Source organism: Streptomyces sp. NBC_00078, from assembly GCF_026343335.1.
GTDB lineage: Bacteria > Actinomycetota > Actinomycetes > Streptomycetales > Streptomycetaceae > Streptomyces.
This window is the reverse complement of record NZ_JAPELX010000001.1, coordinates 2288764-2305833: the sequence shown is the minus strand read 5'-3', so window position 1 is coordinate 2305833 and position 17070 is coordinate 2288764. Positions and strand designations below refer to the sequence as shown.

The following is a 17070-nucleotide window of genomic DNA, read 5'->3' as shown; positions in this document are numbered from 1 at the left end:
GGGGGCATGCCTGAGAGGGACAGAGACCGCCGGATCACGGACGTGGGCACGCTCAAGGCCCTCGCCCACCCCCTGCGGGCGCAGCTGTACCGACTGCTGATCATCGCGCGGGCGGCGACCGCCTCACAGCTCGCCGAGCAGGTCGACGAGGCCGTCTCGCTCGTCAGCTACCACCTGCGCAAGCTGGCCGCGCACGGGCTCATCGAGGAGGCCGAGGCGCGCAGCGGGGACGGGCGGGAGCGATGGTGGCAGCCTGCCTCGGACGGCGTGAGCGTCCACGACGAGGACTTCCGGGACGCGCCTGAGAAGGCCGCCGCGCACACCGCGGCCGGCCGCCTCTTCTTCGAGCAGCGCGCCGACATGTACCGACGCCACCTCGACGAGCGCGCCCACTGGGGCGACGCGTGGACGGCGGCGTCCGACTCCTCCGAGTGGCTGCTGCGGCTCACCCCGGACGAACTGGCCGAGCTGGCCAAGGAGATGAACGACCTCGTCCGCCGCTACGAGGAGCACGGCCGCGCCGCCGTGGCCGCGGGCGACACCGAGGGCCGCGAGAACGTCGCGGTGCACACGTACGGCTTCCCCTTCCGCGTCTGAGAGGACGGTCCGCCGTGACCACCACGCTCGCGCCCCGGGGCGGCCTGGACGACCGGCCGGCCCATCGCGACCCCAACGTCCTGCGCTGGCTCGGCGCCTACGCGTCGTCGATGGCCGGCGACGGCGTCTACTACGTCGCCCTGTCCTGGGCCGCCGTGCAGGCCGGTTCCGCCACCCAGGCCGGTCTGGTGATGTCGGTCAGCGCGCTGCCGCGCGCGGTACTGATGCTGGGCGGGGGAGTGGTCGCCGACCGGTTCGGGCCGCGCCGTGTCGTCATCGGCAGCGACGCGGTGCGCTGCGCGTCCGTGCTCGCGGTGGCGGGGCTGCTGTTGCTCACCGGCCCGGGCCTGTGGCTGCTGGCGGTGCTCGCCCTGGTCTTCGGCACGGTGGACGCCGTGTTCGTACCCGCGGTGGGTGCGCTGCCCGCGCGCATCACCGAGCCGGGCCAGCTGGCCCGTGTCCAGGGCATGCGGGGTCTCGCGTACCGGTGCGCCGTCATCGTGGGCGCCCCGCTCGGCGGTCTCGGTGTGGCGGTGGGCGGGGCCGCGGCCGCGTTCGGGCTCGCCGGGCTGCTGATCGCGGTGTCCGTGCCGCTGCTGGTCTGCGTACGGATGCGGGAGCTGCCGGCGGACGACACGGTGGCCGGGCGGGACCGGACCGCCTGGGCCGACCTGCTGGCCGGGCTGCGGTACATCCGCCGCCACCGGGTCCTGGCCCCGTTGGTGCCGGCGATCGCCCTGGGGGACTTCGGGTTCGTCGGGCCGCTCAACGTGGGCCTGACCCTGCTCGCGGACGAGCGCGGCTGGGGGGCGTCCGGGATGGGCTGGGTGCTGGCCGGGTTCGGCGTGGGCGCGGGGCTCGTCTCGCTGCTGCTGGCCGTGCGGGGCCGGCTGCCGCACGCCGGACAGGTGTCCGGGTACGCGCTCCTGGCCGGGGCGGTCGCCATCGCCGCGCTGGCCTTCGTACCGACCCTCCTCGCGGCCGTGGCCGTCGCGCTCGCCGTCGGACTGCTCGCCGGGCTCAGCGGCGCCATGTGCGGTGCCCTCCTGCAGACCCAGGCCGACCCCGCCTTCCTCGGCCGCGTCACCGCCGTCTCCAGCCTGGTCAGCCTCGGACTGACCCCCCTCAGCATGCCGCTGTCCGCAGCCGCGATCGGCGCCTGGGGCACCGGCCCGGTCTTCGTCGTGAGCGCCGTGGTGTGTGGTCTGGGCGGCGTGGTCGCGCTGGGTGTACGGGACCTGCGACGCGCTGAGTTGCCGGGCTGATCTCGGGCGTTCGGTGGTGGCGGGCGGGCTTCCTTCGGTGGAGGCGGGCGGCCTTGATCGCGGCGGCTCGCGGGTGGTCGGGGCCGGCGTGGTGGGTGCCTGGGGTGTCCGGGACGTGTGGCGCGCCGAGGAGCCTGGTCGGGCTTCAGCTCTCGGCGCGCGTCACCTCGGTCGATCGCGAGCCGTCAGATGCCCAGCTGCCTGGCCTCGTGCAGCTTCGCGACCGCGTCCTTGTCGCCGTCCAGTTCCACCGTGGCGGCGCTCTGCCGGCCGTAGGAGAACAGGAGCAGTTCGGACGGCTCGCCGGTCACCGTCACCACCGGTGTCCCGCGGTGGGCGACCGCCGTCTGTCCGTCCGGGCGGCGCAGCACCAGGCCCGTCGGGGCGCTGCGGCCCATCAGGCGGGCCGAGCGTTCCAGGCGGGACCACAGGGTGTCCTGGAAGACCTGGTCCAGCTCGCGCGGCGTCCAGTCCGGCTGCGCGCGGCGGACGTCCTCCGTGTGGACGTAGAACTCCACCGTGTTCGACAGTTCGTCGACCTGCTTGAGCTGGAACGGCGAGAAGCGCGGGGGACCCGTACGGATCAGCTGGATCAGCTCCCCGTAGGGCTTCGCGGTGAACTCGGCCATCACCCGCTCAAGGCGCGGCGCGAGCTGCTTGATCAGGATGCCGCCGGCGGCATCGGGGCGGCGCTCGCGCACCACCACGTGCGCGGCGAGATCGCGGGTCTGCCAGTCCGTGCAGAGGGTCGGGGCGTCCGGGCCCTCGGCCTCCAACAGGTCGGCCAGGAGAAGTCGTTCACGCTTGGCGAAAGTCGACATGCCAGCCAGCCTACGACTGCCCGGGGGGTCCGCCCAGTGGACACCCCACCGTCACTGTCAGTGGTGCGCGGCACAATGGCACCCATGAGCAGCACGCCCAGGCCCAGCAGCCTCGCCCCGGACCTCGCCGCGCGCCTCAAGCGCAGCGCCGACGGGCTGGTCCCAGCGATCGCCCAGCAGTACGACACCGGAGAGGTGCTCATGCTCGGCTGGATGGACGACGAGGCACTGCACCGCACCCTCACCACCGGCCGCTGTACCTACTGGTCGCGCAGCCGCGGGGAGTACTGGGTCAAGGGCGACACCTCCGGCCACTTCCAGTGGGTCAAGTCCGTCGCGCTGGACTGCGACGCGGACACCGTGCTGGTCAAGGTCGACCAGGTCGGCGCCGCCTGCCACACAGGGGCGCGCACCTGCTTCGACGTCGACGTGCTCCTCAAGGACGCCGATTCCGGCGTACCGGCGCAGGATCAGTAAGGTCAGCCGCCATGGACCTCGAGACGTTCCGCAAGCTGGCCACCGACCGTCGTGTCATCCCGGTCACCCGCAAGCTCCTTGCCGACGGCGACACTCCGGTCGCGCTCTACCGCAAGCTCGCCGCCGAGCGCCCCGGCACCTTTTTGCTGGAGTCCGCGGAGAACGGGCGCACGGCTTTTCAGTGGTCCCGCTACTCGTTCGTCGGCGTGCGCTCCGCGGCCACCCTGACCGCGCGGGACGGCCAGGCCCACTGGGTCGGCAGCCCGCCCGTCGGCGTCCCCCAGGACGGCGACCCGCTCGCCGCCCTGCGCGCCACCATCGAGGCCCTGCACACCCCGCACCAGGAGGGCCTGCCGCCCTTCACCGGCGGCATGGTCGGCTACCTCGGCTACGACATCGTGCGCCGCCTGGAGAAGATCGGCCCGGGGGAGAGAGACGACCTCCGGCTGCCCGAGCTGACCATGCTGCTCACCAGCGACCTCGCCGTCATGGACCACTGGGAGGGCTCGGTCCTGCTGATCGCCAACGCGATCAACCACAACGACCTCGACACCGGCGTCGACGAGGCCCACGCGGACGCGGTGGCCCGCCTGGACGCCATGGAGGCCGACCTCTCGCTTCCGGTCGCCCAGCCTCCGGCCGTCCTCCCGCCCTCGGAACTCCCCGACTACACCGCGCTCTGGGGCGGCCCCGACTTCCGGGCGGCCGTCGAGGACGTCAAGGAGCGCATCCGGGCCGGGGAAGCCTTCCAGGTGGTCCCCTCCCAGCGCTTCGAAACACCGTGCACTGCAAGCGCGTTGGACGTGTACCGGGTCCTGAGGGCGACGAACCCCTCGCCGTACATGTACCTGTTCCGCTTCGACGGCTTCGACGTCGTGGGCTCGTCCCCCGAGGCCCTGGTGAAGGTCGAGGACGGACAGGCGATGGTCCACCCCATCGCCGGCACACGGCATCGCGGGGCCACCCCGCAGGAGGACCAGGCCCTCGCCGACGAACTGCTCGCCGACCCGAAGGAGCGCGCCGAGCACCTCATGCTGGTCGACCTCGGCCGCAACGACCTCGGACGGGTCTGCGAACCCGGCTCGGTGGAGGTCGTCGACTTCATGTCCGTCGAGCGGTACTCGCACGTGATGCACATCGTCTCGACGGTCACCGGCAAGGTCGCAGCCGGCCGCACGGCCTTCGACGTCCTGACGGCCTGCTTCCCGGCCGGCACCCTCTCCGGCGCGCCCAAGCCGCGCGCGATGCAGATCATCGACGAACTCGAGCCGTCCCGGCGCGGGTTGTACGGCGGCTGCGTCGGCTACCTCGACTTCGCGGGCGACTCCGACACCGCCATCGCCATCCGCACGGCCCTGCTGCGGGACGGCACGGCGTACGTCCAGGCGGGCGCCGGCATCGTCGCCGACTCCGACCCGGTCGCCGAGGACCAGGAGTGCCGCAACAAGGCGGCGGCGGTCCTGCGCGCGGTCCACACGGCGAACAGACTGGGCGAATAGGGCGCATTCCCCCGCAGCGGGGTGCTTCTCACGTGAACCCCGGGTGACGGTTCACCCGGGGTTCGGGCGATAGTGGAGTACGTGACTGCTGCTCCTCACCCCCGTTCCGAAGCCGACGGCCCCTCCCGGGCCGGCCGCCGGAGTCTCGCCCTTGCCCTGCTGTGCGGTGCGCTGGGCGCGGCCGTGGCGCTGCTGGCCACCCGTCAGCGCTGGTCCGAGGGGACCGCGACGGTGGCCGGCGCCCCCTTCTCCCTGACCGCCAAGGGAAGCGACGTCACCGGCGTCCCCGCGGCGCTCGCCATAGTGGGCCTCGCCGCTCTCGTCGCCGTCTTCGCCGTCCGCAGGGCCGGACGACTGCTGGTCTCGGCCCTCCTCGCGCTCTCCGGCGCCGGTACGGTCGCCGCCGCCCTGCTGGGCGTCTCCGACAGCTCCGCACTGGACGAGAGGGCCGCGCAGGCGGCGGGCGACACCTCGGCCACCGTGCACGCCCTGAGCCACACCGCCTGGCCGTACGTCGCGGCCGCGGGCGGCGCCCTGCTGCTCGTCGCCGGCCTGCTCGCCCTGCGCTACGGCCGGCAGTGGCCCGCGATGTCCGGCCGCTACGAACGCGGTGGCGCCCCCAGGACCCGCCGCAGGGCCGCGGTCGTCGACCCCGACCGGCCCGAGGACATCTGGAAGGCACTCGACCGCGGCGAGGACCCCACCAGCGCGTAGGTACCACCTCTCCGGGCGCCGACGCGCGTGGAGCGACCCCCGAGCAGCGCACGCGTGCGCGTGCGGGACAATGTCCGTTGAGCGTCCGGCTCACACACGTACACAGCAACGAGGAGCAAGTCATGGCGGGCAGCAGCCACGGTCACACCCCGGCCGCCTGGACCGGTGTCACGATCGCCTTCATCGGTTTCTGCGTCTCGGGTGCCTTCATGGTGGTGGCCGAGCCCGTGGGCTTCTGGGCCGGCATGGCGATCGTGGTCGTCGGCGGCATCGTCGGCTGGATCATGAGCGCGATGGGCCTCGGCCAGGCGAAGGACGCGCACGAGACGTTCCAGGACGCGCTGGAGCAGAGCCAGGCGGCGCACGCCAAGAGCTGAGCGCGTACGACTGCTGAGGGGCGATCCGGCATCGGACCGCCCCTCACGCGTGCGCGGCCTGCGATCGGGAGGACAATGCGAGGTGTGAACGCCGAGAGCCAGCCTGTGACGCCGCCCGGCGCCCCGCCGACGGTGGCGGCGAGACTGGCCGTCCCCGCCGGGATGTTCGCGGCCGTCGCCGGGGCCTTCGCCTACGTGGGCACCGTGGACCCGAACCAGCCCGGCCACTACCCCGTCTGCCCGCTCTACCGCTTCACCGGCGTCTACTGCCCCGGCTGCGGCGGCCTGCGCAGTGCCTACTCGTTCGTCCACGGGGACTTCCTGGCCGCACTCCAGGACAACGCCCTCGCCGTGATCGGCTATCTGGGCGTCGCCGTGCTGTGGACCGTATGGGTGGTGCGCTCGGCGCGCGGACGGCCGCTGCGCATCGACCTCGGGCCGGTGCACCTGTGGACGCTGGGGACGTTGCTGCTGGTCTTCACGGTTGTCCGGAACTCGCCGTTCGGCGGCTGGCTGCATCCTTGATCAATGGGTGAAAGTCCAGGTAGAGGGGCCGGCGTCAACAGGATGTGAGGCCTAAGCCTTCCTGCGGATACCATCGCAGTGACCATCGGTTTTAACCGAAGGTCAACCGCTTGAACAGTCAACCGTCTGGAAGGGGGCCGCTCGCGTGAGTGTGCTCGACGAGATCATCGACGGAGTCCGTGCCGACCTCGCGGAGCGGCAGGCGCGCGTCAGCCTCGACGAGCTCAAGGAGCGCGCGGCGAAGGCTCCCGCTGCCAAGGACGGACTGGCCGCACTGCGCGGCGACGGCGTCAAGGTCATCTGCGAGGTCAAGCGTTCCAGCCCTTCCAAGGGCGCGCTGGCCGCGATCGCCGACCCGGCCGGACTCGCCGCGGACTACGAGGCGGGCGGCGCGGCCGTCATCTCCGTCCTCACCGAACAGCGCCGCTTCGGCGGCTCGCTGGCCGACCTGGAGGCGGTGCGCGCACGGGTCGACATCCCGGTCCTGCGCAAGGACTTCATCGTCACCTCGTACCAGCTGTGGGAGGCCCGGGCGTACGGCGCCGACCTCGTGCTGCTCATCGTCGCCGCCCTCGACCAGCCGGCCCTGGAGTCACTGATCGAGCGCGCCGTCTCCATCGGCCTCACCCCGCTCGTCGAGGTGCATGACGAGGACGAGGTCGAGCGCGCGGTCGACGCGGGCGCGAAGGTGATCGGCATCAACGCACGCAACCTCAAGACCCTGGAGGTCGACCGGGGCACCTTCGAGCGCGTCGCCCCAGAGGTCCCCGCACACATCGTCAAGATCGCCGAATCCGGCGTCCGCGGCCCGCACGACCTCATCGCCTACGCCAACGCCGGCGCGGACGCGGTCCTGGTCGGCGAGTCCCTGGTCACCGGCCGCGATCCCAAGTCGGCGGTGTCGGACCTGGTGGCAGCGGGCGAGCATCCCGCACTCCGGCACGGCCGCAGCTGATCACCCGCTAGGCTTACCCTCGATGACTCCCACCATGACGACCGTGGACCGGTACGCCCGCCTCGCGCGCGGCTGCCGCCCCCGTGGCTGCCGCGCCCCGGCACGCCGCGTACACGGTCGTAGGGTCAGGTACGTCATCGGAGACGAACCCGGGCAGGTGAACGGCCGTCGATGGCAGCGCGCCCACTAGGGGCGCGGAGCTGTCTTTGATGTGCGGCCACCGCCGCGCGGGCGCGACCGGCCACAGCGGTCCGCGGTCAACCACCATCTCCGCCCCCACGGCGATCAGTGTCTTTTCCACGCACTCACCGTGAGGTTTCCGCATGCCCAGCGAGTTCTTCATCCCTGACCCGGAGGGTCAAGTCCCCAGTCCCGAAGGCTACTTCGGGGCATACGGCGGCAAGTTCATCCCGGAGGCCCTCGTCGCCGCCGTGGACGAGGTGGCCGTCGAGTACGACAAGGCCAAGCACGACCCCGAGTTCGCCCGCGAACTCGACGACCTGCTGGTCCACTACACCGGCCGCCCCAGCTCCCTGACCGAGGTGCCGAGGTTCGCCGAGCACGCCGGCGGTGCCCGGATCTTCCTGAAGCGGGAAGACCTCAACCACACCGGCTCCCACAAGATCAACAACGTGCTCGGCCAGGCGCTGCTCACCAGGCGAATGGGCAAGACCCGCGTGATCGCGGAGACCGGGGCCGGCCAGCACGGCGTCGCCACGGCGACCGCCTGTGCCCTCTTCGGCCTCGAGTGCACGATCTACATGGGCGAGATCGACACCCAGCGCCAGGCCCTGAACGTGGCCCGCATGCGCATGCTCGGCGCCGAGGTCATCGCCGTGAAGTCCGGCAGCCGTACCCTCAAGGACGCCATCAACGAGGCCTTCCGCGACTGGGTCGCCAACGTCGACCGCACCCACTACCTCTTCGGTACGGTCGCCGGCCCGCACCCCTTCCCGGCCATGGTCCGCGACTTCCACCGCGTCATCGGCGTGGAGGCCAGACGCCAGATCCTGGAGCGCGCCGGCCGCCTCCCGGACGCCGCCGTCGCCTGCGTCGGCGGCGGTTCCAACGCCATCGGCCTCTTCCACGCCTTCATCCCGGACGCCGCCGTACGCCTCATCGGCTGCGAGCCCGCCGGTCACGGCGTCGAGACCGGTGAGCACGCGGCCACGCTGACCGCGGGCGAGCCCGGCATCCTGCACGGCTCCCGCTCCTATGTCCTGCAGGACGACGAGGGCCAGATCACCGAGCCGTACTCGATCTCGGCCGGTCTGGACTACCCGGGCATCGGCCCGGAGCACTCCTACCTCAAGGACAGCGGCCGCGGCGAGTACCGCGCGGTTACCGACGACGCGGCGATGCAGGCCCTGCGCCTGCTCTCGCGCACCGAGGGCATCATCCCGGCGATCGAGAGCGCACACGCCCTGGCGGGTGCGCTGGAGGTCGGCAGGGAACTGGGCAAGGACGGCCTGATCGTCGTCAACCTGTCCGGCCGCGGCGACAAGGACATGGACACGGCCGCCCGTTACTTCGGCCTGTACGACACCGACGCCGAGGTCGCGGCCGACGCCGCCGACCTCGCCGAGATCGAGGGGGACGCCAAGTGAGCGGGAACATCCAGCTGCTGACGGACACCCTCGCCGGTGCCAGGGCCGAGGGACGCTCCGCCCTCATCGCCTACCTCCCGGCCGGGTTCCCTACCGTGGACGGCGGCATCGAGGCCATCAAGGCCGTCCTCGACGGCGGGGCGGACGTCGTGGAGGTCGGTCTGCCGCACAGCGACCCCGTCCTCGACGGCCCGGTCATCCAGACCGCCGACGACATCGCGCTGCGCGGCGGCGTCAAGATCGCGCACGTCATGCGCACGGTCAAGGAGACCTACGAGGCCACCGGGAAGCCGATCCTCGTCATGACGTACTGGAACCCCATCGACCGCTACGGCGTCGAGCGCTTCACGGCCGAGCTCGCCGAGGCGGGCGGCGCGGGCTGCATCCTGCCCGACCTGCCGGTGCAGGAATCGGCGCTGTGGAGGGAGCACGCCGACAAGCACGGCCTCGCCACGGTCTTCGTGGTCGCGCCCAGCAGCCAGGACGCGCGACTCGCCCAGATCACCGCGGCGGGCAGCGGCTTCGTGTACGCCGCCTCGCTGATGGGCGTCACCGGCACCCGTGAGTCGGTGGGCGCGCAGGCCCAGGACCTGGTGGAGCGCACCCGGGCCGCGGGCGCGGACCTGCCCGTGTGCGTCGGCCTCGGCGTCTCCGATGCCAGGCAGGCCGCCGAGGTCGCCGGCTTCGCCGACGGCGTGATCGTCGGCTCGGCCTTCGTGAAGCGGATGCTGGACGCGCCGGACGACGCGGCCGGCGTCGAGGCCGTCCGCGCGCTCGCCGGTGAGCTGGCCAAGGGCGTGCGCGGACAGGCGTAGCCGGGCAGTTGATGTCACGCGGGTCCTCCGAACGGGTGGATCTGCAACCGGGGAGGCGCAATGCGCCTCCCCGGTTCGTTCTGGGGGTGTGAGCGAGAAGAACCGTGAGGGAAAGCGCACCGCCCGGGATCGGCTGGCGGTCGAGCGTGAGAAGCAGAAGACCGCGGACAAGCGACGGCGGACGCTGATCATCGGTGCGAGCGTCGTCTGTGTGCTGGGACTCGCCGCAGTGATCGGCGTGGTCGCCGCGAACGCGGGCAAGGACGACAAGGCCTCGGGCCCGGCCGTGGCGCCCTCCGGGGCGCAGGGCAAGGACGGTCTCGCGATTCCGGTGGGCAAGGACGGCGCCAAGTCGACGCTCACGGTCTGGGAGGACTTCCGCTGCCCGGCCTGCCAGGCCTTCGAGGCGGCGTATCGGCCGACAATCCACGAGCTGACCGACTCCGGCCTGCTCAGAGTCGAGTACCACCTGGTCAGGCTGATCGACGGCAATCTCGGCGGCACCGGCTCCCTTCGCGCGGGCAATGCCGCCGCCTGCGCGCAGGACGCCGGAAAGTTCTCCGCCTACCACGACGTGCTCTACGACAACCAGCCCAAGGAGACCGTCGACACCTTCGGCAGCAACAGCAAGCTGATCGAGCTCGCGGGCAAGGTCAAGGGCCTCGACACGGCGGCCTTCCGCCAGTGCGTCAACGACAGCAAGCACGACAGCTGGGTCGACAAGTCGAACGCCGCCTTCAAGTCCGGCGGATTCTCCGGGACGCCGACCGTGCTGCTCGGGGGCAAGAACATCTACCAGGACCAGACGATGACACCGGCCAAGCTGAAGCAGATGGTGCAGGAGGCCAACAAGGGGTAAGGCGGTTTCACACCCGCCCGTTATGGACCCGTAGCCGGGCTGCCTGCCGTCGGCCCGGTCCGGCACGGTAGCGTCGACCCTGCCATGGAAGAACTTGCCTACATTCCGAGCCCGTCGCATGGGGTGCTGTATCTCGGCCCCATTCCGCTGCGCGGCTACGCGTTCTGCATCATCATCGGCGTCTTCGTCGCGGTCTGGCTCGGCAACAAGCGCTGGATCGCCCGCGGCGGGCGGACCGGCACGGTGGCCGACATCGCTGTCTGGGCGGTGCCGTTCGGCCTCGTCGGCGGCCGGCTCTACCACGTGATCACGGACTACGAGCTGTACTTCAGCGAGGGCCGTGACTGGGTGGACGCCTTCAAGGTGTGGCAGGGAGGTCTCGGCATCTGGGGCGCGATCGCGCTCGGTGCGGTGGGCGCCTGGATCGGCTGCCGCCGTCGCGGCATCCCTCTGCCCGCCTACGCCGACGCCATCGCGCCCGGCATCGCCCTCGCCCAGGCCATCGGCCGCTGGGGCAACTGGTTCAACCAGGAGCTGTACGGCAAGGAGACGAACGTCCCCTGGGCGCTGCACATCACGTCCTCGGAGGACGGCCGAGTGCCCGGGTACTACCACCCGACGTTCCTCTACGAGTCCCTGTGGTGCATCGGCGTCGCCCTGCTGGTCATCTGGGCCGACCGCCGCTTCAAGCTGGGACACGGGCGGGCCTTCGCGCTGTACGTCGCCGCGTACTGCGTGGGCCGGGCGTGGATCGAGTACATGCGGGTCGACGACGCCCACCACATCCTGGGTCTGCGTCTGAACGACTGGACCGCGATGATCGTGTTCCTGCTCGCGGTGACGTACATCGTGGTGTCGTCGAAGAAGCGGCCGGGCCGGGAGGCCGTGGTCGAGCCGGCCGCCGCGGAGGACGAGGCCGCTGACGAGGCCGTCGAGAAGGACGGGGCGGACTCTTCGGCGCCGAAGACGGACGTGGAGAGCGCTGCCGGCGAGGCCGACGACGTCGACGAACCCGCTGGTGCCGAGGAAGAGGCGAAGGACGGCGCCGAGTCGGCCAAGAAGAGCTGACCGGTCGGCCGTTGGCCGATCATCACGGTTGAGGGGCGCCCGCGGTTTTCGCGGGCGCCCCTCAACCGTGGTTCCGGCGGGCGAGGGACAGGGTGCGCTGCGCTGCCGCCACCACCGCCGCGTCGATGAACCGTCCGTCCGGAAGGGCCTGTGCGCCCTGCTGCGCGGTCGCCGCCTTGACGATCGTCTCGGCCTCCTCGACCTCTCTCGCCGTGGGCAGGTAGGCCCGTTCGATGATGGGGAGCTGGCGCGGGTGGATGGCCGCGCGGCCGAGGAAGCCGAGGGCGCGGCCGCGGGCGCAGGAGGCTGCCAGGCCCTCCAGGTCGCGGATGTCCGGGTGGACCGACTGGGGGGAAGGGGGCAGGCCCGCCGCCCGTGCGGCGCCTACGATGCGGGAGCGGGACCAGTCGAGGCCCGCGTCCTCGCGTACGCCCAGGTCGGCCCGTAGGTCCGATTCGCCCAGGGCGATGCCGCGGAGGCAGGGGTGGGCGGACGCGATGGCGTAGGCGTGCTCGACGGCCAGTGCGGATTCCAGCAGCGCGTACAGGGCGGGGGCGCCTCCTGCTGCAGCGAACCGTTCCGCGGTGCGGATGACCTGCTCCGGAGCCGTCACCTTCGGCAGCCGCAGACCCGCGAGCCCGGGCAGCGCGGCCACCGCCTCCAGGTCCCGCGGAGCCAGCGGGCCGTCCAGGGCGTTCACGCGGACGTGGACCGGGACCGGCTGCGGGTGGGAAAGGAGTTCGGCGGTCGCGGCGCGGGCGTACTCCTTGCGGTCCGGGGCGACCGCGTCCTCCAGGTCGATCACGACGACGTCGGCGCCGGCCGCCAGGGCCTTGGCCACCACATACGGGCGGTCTCCGGGGGCATAGAGCCAGGTGAGCGGGGGCGTGGTCATACGGCGCCCTCCTCGCGCAGGGCCGTCAGCTCGGCCGGGGTCAGACCGAGCGCGGTCAGGATCCGGTCCGTGTCCGCACCGTGCGGGCGGCCTGCCCAGCGGATCGCGCCGGGGGTGGCGGAGAGCCGGAAGAGGACGTTCTGCATACGCAGGGGGCCGAGGTCCGGGTCATCGAGGGTCGTGATCGTGTCCAGGGCCGCGTACTGGGGGTCCGTCATCACGTCCCGGACGTCCTGGATCGGGGCCACCGCCGCCTCCGCCTTCTCGAAGGCGGCCAGGACTTCGGTGCGGGTGCGCTCGGCGATCCAGGTGCCGACCGCCTCGTCCAGGACGTCGGCGTGCCGGGCGCGGTCGGCGCCCGTCGCGAACCATGGTTCGTCGATCAGCTCCGGGCGGCCCACCAGGTGCATCACGCGTTCCGCGATCGACTGCGCGGAGGTCGACACGGCGACCCAGGCGCCGTCGGAGGTGAGGTAGGTGTTGCGCGGGGCGTTGTTCTGGGAGCGGTTGCCCGTGCGCGGCTGGACGTGGCCGAGCTGGTCGTACCAGATCGGCTGGGGGCCGAGGGCGGTCAGGATCGGCTCGATGATGGCCATGTCGACGACCTGGCCGTCTCCGGTGCGGTCCCGGGCGGCGAGCGCGGTCATGACGGCGTACGCCGTGGCCAGGCCCGCGATGGAGTCGGCCAGACCGAAGGGCGGGAGCGTCGGGGGTGCGTCCGGTTCCCCGGTGATCGCGGCGAAGCCGCTCATCGCCTCGGCCAGGGTGCCGAAGCCGGGGCGGTGCGCGTAGGGGCCGAACTGGCCGAAGGCGGTGACCCGGGTGAGGACCAGGCGGGGGTTGGCCGCGGACAGCTCAGCCCAGCTCAGGTCCCACTTCTCCAGCGTGCCGGGGCGGAAGTTCTCGATGACGACGTCCGCGGTGGCCGCGAGGCGCAGGAGGGTGGCGCGGCCGCCGGGCTTGGAGAGGTCGAGGGTGATGGTCTGCTTGTTGCGGCCGAGGAGCTTCCACCAGAGGCCGACGCCGTCCTTCGACGGGCCGTGGCCGCGAGAGGGGTCCGGCTTGGCCGGGTGTTCCACCTTGATGACCTCGGCGCCGAAGTCGCCGAGCATCGTGGCGGCGAGCGGCCCGGCGAACAGGGTGGCGAGGTCGAGGACGCGCAGGCCGGTGAGCGGGGCTTGGTTCATGACGTGAACCGCGTTTCGATCTCGGCGCGGTACGGCATCGACGCCGACGCGCCCGGCCGCTGCACGGAGAGCGCTGCGGCCGCTCCCGCCCAGGCCAGCGCCTCCGTCATCGGCCGTCCCTCGCCGAGGGCCACGGCGAGCGCGCCGACGAACGTGTCACCCGCGCCCGTCGAGTCCACGGCCGTGACCTGTGGTGCCGGGACGGCGAGCGGGTCGGTGCCGCGGGCCGCGTACAGGCTGCCCGCCGAGCCGAGGGTGACGACCACCTCAGGCACCTCGTCGAGCAGGGACGCGGCCGCGCTGTGCGGGTCGGTGACACCGGTCAGGGCCGCCGCCTCGTGCTCGTTGGGCACCAACAGGTCGGTGGCGGCCAGGAGTTCGGGCGGCAGCGGCCGGGCGGGGGCCGGGGTGAGGATCGTACGGACGCCGTGGGCGCGGGCGGTCCGCGCGCCCGCCACCACCGCGGCCAGGGGGATCTCCAGCTGGAGGAGCAGGGCGTCGGCGGAGGCGATGAGGCCTTCGTCGCCGGGGACGAGGTGGTCGACGGTGCCGTTGGCGCCGGGGATCACGACGATGGCGTTGCCGCCTTCGTCGCCCACGACGATGTGGGCGGTGCCGGAGGGGGCCTCGACGGTGCGGAGGTGGTCCGTGTCGACGCCCGAGTGTTCCAGAGTGGAGCGGAGGCGGGTGCCGAAGGCATCGTTTCCGACCGCGCCGATCATCGAGACGGTGGCGCCCGCGCGGGCCGCGGCGATCGCCTGGTTGGCGCCCTTGCCACCGGGGATCGTACGGAACTCCCGTCCCGTGACGGTCTCGCCGAGCTGTGGGGCCTTCTCGACGTAGGCGACGAGGTCCATGTTCGTGCTGCCCAGTACGACGATGTGGGTCATGGTCGGGATGCCTCCCGGTGGGTGAGATGGGCCAGGGCGTCGAAACCGATGCCGTTGAAGTCACCGACGGAGGTGGCCAGCCGGTTCTTCAGGGGGGTCGTCCAGCGGCCGGGAAGCGCGCAGGGGGAGCCGGCGAGGAGGGCGGCGATGCCGCCGGCGGTGGCGCCGTTGGAGTCGGTGTCCCAGCCCCCGGACACGGCACGGCAGATGGAGCCGGCGAAGTCGCCGTCCGCGTGGGTGAGGGCGGCGGCGAGGAGGGCTGTGTTGGGGACGGCGTGGACCCAGTGGTGGGTGGCGGCGTGGGCGGCGTGGAGTTCGTCGACGACGGTGTGGAAGTCCGTGTGTTCTTCGGCGAGGCGAACGGCGTGACGGACGGCCCTGGCCAGGCGGGAGCCGGGTGGGATCACCGTCAGGCCGGTGCGGAGGCAGGCGTGGACGTCATGGTCGCCGGTCACCGCGGTGGCGATGGTGGCGGCCGTGAACATCGCCGCGTAGACACCGTTCGCGGTGTGGGTGAGGGTGGCGTCCCGGTGGGCCTGCTGTGCCGCGGCCGCCGGGTCGCCGGGGTTGGTCCAGCCGTGGACGTCGGCGCGGATGAGGGCGCCGATCCATTCGCGGAAGGGGTTGCGGTGACGTGCTGTGCGGGGCGGTTCCAGGCCGAGGAGGAGATTGCGGTAGGCGACGCGCTCGGCGGTGAACGTGCGGCCCGCCGGGAGTTCGCACAGCCACAGGTCCGCCACGTCGGTGGTGGTGAACCGCCTGCCGTGCCGCTGGAGCAGCAGCAGGTTGAGGAGGGGGTAGTTGAGGTCGTCGTCCTCGGGCATGCCGTCGATGTTCTCCGCGAGGGAGGTCGTCGCGGAGCGGCGGTTCCAGGGGTGTCGCGAGGCGAGGTCCTCGGGGACTCCGCGGGCCGTGAAGTAGGTGTGCAAAGGCCAGTTGCCGGTGGACCGGGCCAGCTCGCGGATGCCCTCCAGGGGGAGTTTCTCCACGGGTTTGCCCAGGAGGCATCCCGCGGCGCGGCCGAGCCAGGCGGCTTCGAGGCGGGACGGTGAAGGGAGCGTGGGCGAAGTGGGGTTGGTGGCGGGCCAGTTGGGGCACAGGGCCTTGATCTTCCGCAGATCCGTCGGCTCACACTCGCCCAAGGCGCTCGGCAGGTCCGCCAGTTCGTCCAGCAGGTCCTTCGCGAGCAGCCGAAGATAGCGCGTGGCCGGTTCCGGGGACGCGCCGGCCCGCAGCGGGGCCTGCGTACCGCCCGCGGCTCTCCATCGCGCCGCGATCGCCGACGGCTCACGGCCGTCCAGGGCGGCCTGTCTCAGCTCGTGGCCGATCAGGTCCTCGGGCTGGACCCAGGTCACTCGGAGCATCTCAGGCCCCCGATCTCGGTGAACGCCGCCTCGTGGGCCCTGCGGCGCTGGACGTCCCGGTCGAAGATCTCCCGGGTCACCCGCGCGAGCGTCGCCGCCGGCTCCCACAGATCCAGACGGCTCGCCTCCGCCACCGTCTTCGACCAGTCCTCGGGGATCTGGGAACCCAGAGCCCCGGCGAGCGCGCCCGCCATCGTCGCGATCGAGTCGCAGTCGCGGCCGTAGTTCACCGCGCCCAGGACCGCGTGCCGGTAGTCGCCGCGAGACAGCACCAACATGCCCAGGGCGACGGGCAGTTCCTCGATCGAATGGAGGCGCGACGGGCGGCGGGCCCCGAGGGAGGGGGAGCGGTAGTCCGGGCCCACCGTGTCGTACGGGGCCACCGCCTCGCGGAGTGGAATCAGCGCGGACTCGAAGTCCGAGTGGCGCAGGGCCACTTCGCAGACCCGCTCGATCGCCGTGCGGGTGCCGTCCTTCGCCAGGGAGAGCGCGGCGGTGACGACCGAGTCCGGTGTCGCTGCGGGGGCCGCTGCCGCTGCCACGGCAGCTGCGAAGACACCCGCCGCCTCGCGGCCGTACGACGACTGGTGGGCGCCCGCGATGTCGATCGCCTCGGCGTAGGCGGCCGTCGGCGCGGCCGCGTTCACCAGGCCGACCGGGGCCATGTACATCGCCGCACCGCAGTTGACGATGTTGCCGACGCCGGCCTCGCGCGGGTCGACATGGCCGTAGTGGAGACGGGCCACCAGCCATTTCTCCGCCAGGAAGACACGGTGCAGTGGGATGGTCTCCGTCTCCAGCTCCGGGATCCAGCGCGGTTTGGTCATCAGGTCCGGGACCAGGTGCTCCGCGATCGCGTACGCGTCCAGGTGGTCGCGGACCTGTGCGTACACCCGGACCAGCGCATGCGTCAGCAAGGTGTCGTCGGTGACGTGGCCGTCGCCCTTGTGATACGGCGCGATGGGGCGCGCCGTGCGCCAGTCGTCGCCGCTCCAGGGGCCGACGATGCCGTGGACGCGGCCGCCGTGGCGCTGCAGGATCTGGTCGGGTGAGTAGCCCTCGACGGGACCGCCGAGCGCGTCGCCCACCGCCGCGCCCACGAGGGCTCCGGTGATCCGGTCATCGAGGCTGTTTTCTGCCTGTTTGGGCATCATG

The 17070-nt window shown here is 72.2% G+C and carries 19 protein-coding genes; 13 read left to right on the top strand and 6 right to left on the bottom strand.

Features of this window, described 5'->3' with window-relative positions:
• Positions 1–6 precede the first annotated feature (6 nt).
• Both OOK07_RS10795 and OOK07_RS10790 read left to right on the top strand, forming a co-directional pair.
• A complete protein-coding gene (locus OOK07_RS10795) occupies positions 7–597 on the top strand; it encodes an ArsR/SmtB family transcription factor (RefSeq protein WP_266796128.1) in 591 nt (196 codons plus the stop codon).
• A 14-nt stretch (positions 598–611) separates the two neighbouring features.
• The gene (locus OOK07_RS10790; RefSeq protein WP_266796127.1) at positions 612–1862 is read left to right on the top strand and encodes an MFS transporter; all 1251 of its coding nucleotides are present in this window, start codon (positions 612–614) and stop codon (positions 1860–1862) included.
• A gap of 185 nt (positions 1863–2047) precedes the next feature.
• Here OOK07_RS10790 and OOK07_RS10785 read toward each other — a convergent pair whose 3' ends face one another.
• Positions 2048–2683: a TIGR03085 family metal-binding protein gene (locus OOK07_RS10785; RefSeq protein WP_266679144.1), complete on the bottom strand. Its 636-nt coding sequence runs from the start codon at positions 2681–2683 to the stop codon at positions 2048–2050.
• A gap of 84 nt (positions 2684–2767) precedes the next feature.
• Here OOK07_RS10785 and hisI point away from each other — a divergent pair, with 84 nt between their 5' ends.
• The 11 genes from hisI (at position 2768) to lgt (ending at position 11579) form a co-directional block, all read left to right on the top strand.
• Positions 2768–3160, top strand: a complete 393-nt coding sequence (hisI, locus tag OOK07_RS10780) for a phosphoribosyl-AMP cyclohydrolase (protein WP_266512605.1) — start codon at positions 2768–2770, stop codon at positions 3158–3160.
• An 11-nt stretch (positions 3161–3171) separates the two neighbouring features.
• Positions 3172–4659, top strand: coding sequence for an anthranilate synthase component I (locus OOK07_RS10775; protein WP_266796125.1), 1488 nt, complete (start codon positions 3172–3174; stop codon positions 4657–4659).
• A gap of 72 nt (positions 4660–4731) precedes the next feature.
• Positions 4732–5373, top strand: a complete 642-nt coding sequence (locus OOK07_RS10770; protein WP_266679140.1) for a TIGR02234 family membrane protein — start codon at positions 4732–4734, stop codon at positions 5371–5373.
• Positions 5374–5495: 122 nt separating this feature from the next.
• Positions 5496–5750, top strand: a complete 255-nt coding sequence (locus tag OOK07_RS10765; protein WP_266679138.1) for an HGxxPAAW family protein — start codon at positions 5496–5498, stop codon at positions 5748–5750.
• A 75-nt stretch (positions 5751–5825) separates the two neighbouring features.
• Positions 5826–6275: a DUF2752 domain-containing protein gene (locus tag OOK07_RS10760; protein WP_266679136.1), complete on the top strand. Its 450-nt coding sequence runs from the start codon at positions 5826–5828 to the stop codon at positions 6273–6275.
• Positions 6276–6420: 145 nt separating this feature from the next.
• Positions 6421–7230 (top strand): indole-3-glycerol phosphate synthase TrpC, encoded by an 810-nt coding sequence (gene trpC / locus OOK07_RS10755; protein ID WP_266796123.1) that lies wholly within the window; start codon positions 6421–6423, stop codon positions 7228–7230.
• A 22-nt stretch (positions 7231–7252) separates the two neighbouring features.
• The gene (gene trpM, locus OOK07_RS43550) at positions 7253–7420 is read left to right on the top strand and encodes a tryptophan biosynthesis modulator TrpM (protein WP_368081947.1); all 168 of its coding nucleotides are present in this window, start codon (positions 7253–7255) and stop codon (positions 7418–7420) included.
• A gap of 133 nt (positions 7421–7553) precedes the next feature.
• Positions 7554–8837 carry a tryptophan synthase subunit beta gene (gene trpB, locus OOK07_RS10750; protein WP_266679132.1) on the top strand — a complete coding sequence of 428 codons (1284 nt, stop codon included), beginning with the start codon at positions 7554–7556 and terminating at the stop codon, positions 8835–8837.
• Positions 8834–9652, top strand: coding sequence for a tryptophan synthase subunit alpha (gene trpA / locus OOK07_RS10745; RefSeq protein WP_266796122.1), 819 nt, complete (start codon positions 8834–8836; stop codon positions 9650–9652). The genes trpB and trpA overlap by 4 nt, the downstream gene beginning before the upstream one ends.
• A gap of 88 nt (positions 9653–9740) precedes the next feature.
• Positions 9741–10511, top strand: coding sequence for a DsbA family protein (locus OOK07_RS10740; RefSeq protein ID WP_266796120.1), 771 nt, complete (start codon positions 9741–9743; stop codon positions 10509–10511).
• Between the two features lie 84 nt (positions 10512–10595).
• On the top strand, positions 10596–11579 hold the full coding sequence (lgt, locus tag OOK07_RS10735) for a prolipoprotein diacylglyceryl transferase (protein ID WP_266679126.1): 984 nt from the start codon (positions 10596–10598) through the stop codon (positions 11577–11579).
• A 61-nt stretch (positions 11580–11640) separates the two neighbouring features.
• On the opposite strand, the gene OOK07_RS10730 is transcribed toward lgt, so the two are convergent.
• From OOK07_RS10730 to OOK07_RS10710, 5 genes are read right to left on the bottom strand one after another with little or no spacing between them, the layout of a single operon-like run.
• On the bottom strand, positions 11641–12474 hold the full coding sequence (locus OOK07_RS10730) for an HpcH/HpaI aldolase/citrate lyase family protein (RefSeq protein WP_266679124.1): 834 nt from the start codon (positions 12472–12474) through the stop codon (positions 11641–11643).
• On the bottom strand, positions 12471–13661 hold the full coding sequence (locus OOK07_RS10725) for a CaiB/BaiF CoA transferase family protein (RefSeq protein WP_266679122.1): 1191 nt from the start codon (positions 13659–13661) through the stop codon (positions 12471–12473). The genes OOK07_RS10730 and OOK07_RS10725 overlap by 4 nt, the downstream gene beginning before the upstream one ends.
• Positions 13658–14551, bottom strand: coding sequence for a ribokinase (rbsK, locus tag OOK07_RS10720; RefSeq protein WP_266796118.1), 894 nt, complete (start codon positions 14549–14551; stop codon positions 13658–13660). Before rbsK ends, OOK07_RS10725 begins: the two co-directional genes overlap by 4 nt.
• Positions 14548–15915 (bottom strand): ADP-ribosylglycohydrolase family protein, encoded by a 1368-nt coding sequence (locus OOK07_RS10715; protein ID WP_266796117.1) that lies wholly within the window; start codon positions 15913–15915, stop codon positions 14548–14550. Before OOK07_RS10715 ends, rbsK begins: the two co-directional genes overlap by 4 nt.
• Positions 15903–17069, bottom strand: a complete 1167-nt coding sequence (locus OOK07_RS10710; protein WP_266796115.1) for an ADP-ribosylglycohydrolase family protein — start codon at positions 17067–17069, stop codon at positions 15903–15905. Before OOK07_RS10710 ends, OOK07_RS10715 begins: the two co-directional genes overlap by 13 nt.
• Position 17070: the final 1 nt, after the last annotated feature.

Coding starts and splice junctions, on each gene's coding strand:
- OOK07_RS10710 (WP_266796115.1), bottom strand. CDS start 17,069: ATGATGCCCAAACAGGCAGAAAACAGCCTCGATGACCGGATCACCGGA.
- OOK07_RS10730 (WP_266679124.1), bottom strand. CDS start 12,474: ATGACCACGCCCCCGCTCACCTGGCTCTATGCCCCCGGAGACCGCCCG.
- lgt (WP_266679126.1), top strand. CDS start 10,596: ATGGAAGAACTTGCCTACATTCCGAGCCCGTCGCATGGGGTGCTGTAT.
- OOK07_RS10775 (WP_266796125.1), top strand. CDS start 3,172: ATGGACCTCGAGACGTTCCGCAAGCTGGCCACCGACCGTCGTGTCATC.
- hisI (WP_266512605.1), top strand. CDS start 2,768: ATGAGCAGCACGCCCAGGCCCAGCAGCCTCGCCCCGGACCTCGCCGCG.
- OOK07_RS10785 (WP_266679144.1), bottom strand. CDS start 2,683: ATGTCGACTTTCGCCAAGCGTGAACGACTTCTCCTGGCCGACCTGTTG.
- trpM (WP_368081947.1), top strand. CDS start 7,253: ATGACTCCCACCATGACGACCGTGGACCGGTACGCCCGCCTCGCGCGC.
- OOK07_RS10765 (WP_266679138.1), top strand. CDS start 5,496: ATGGCGGGCAGCAGCCACGGTCACACCCCGGCCGCCTGGACCGGTGTC.
- OOK07_RS10725 (WP_266679122.1), bottom strand. CDS start 13,661: ATGAACCAAGCCCCGCTCACCGGCCTGCGCGTCCTCGACCTCGCCACC.
- OOK07_RS10760 (WP_266679136.1), top strand. CDS start 5,826: ATGCGAGGTGTGAACGCCGAGAGCCAGCCTGTGACGCCGCCCGGCGCC.
- trpB (WP_266679132.1), top strand. CDS start 7,554: ATGCCCAGCGAGTTCTTCATCCCTGACCCGGAGGGTCAAGTCCCCAGT.
- OOK07_RS10715 (WP_266796117.1), bottom strand. CDS start 15,915: ATGCTCCGAGTGACCTGGGTCCAGCCCGAGGACCTGATCGGCCACGAG.
- OOK07_RS10795 (WP_266796128.1), top strand. CDS start 7: ATGCCTGAGAGGGACAGAGACCGCCGGATCACGGACGTGGGCACGCTC.
- rbsK (WP_266796118.1), bottom strand. CDS start 14,551: ATGACCCACATCGTCGTACTGGGCAGCACGAACATGGACCTCGTCGCC.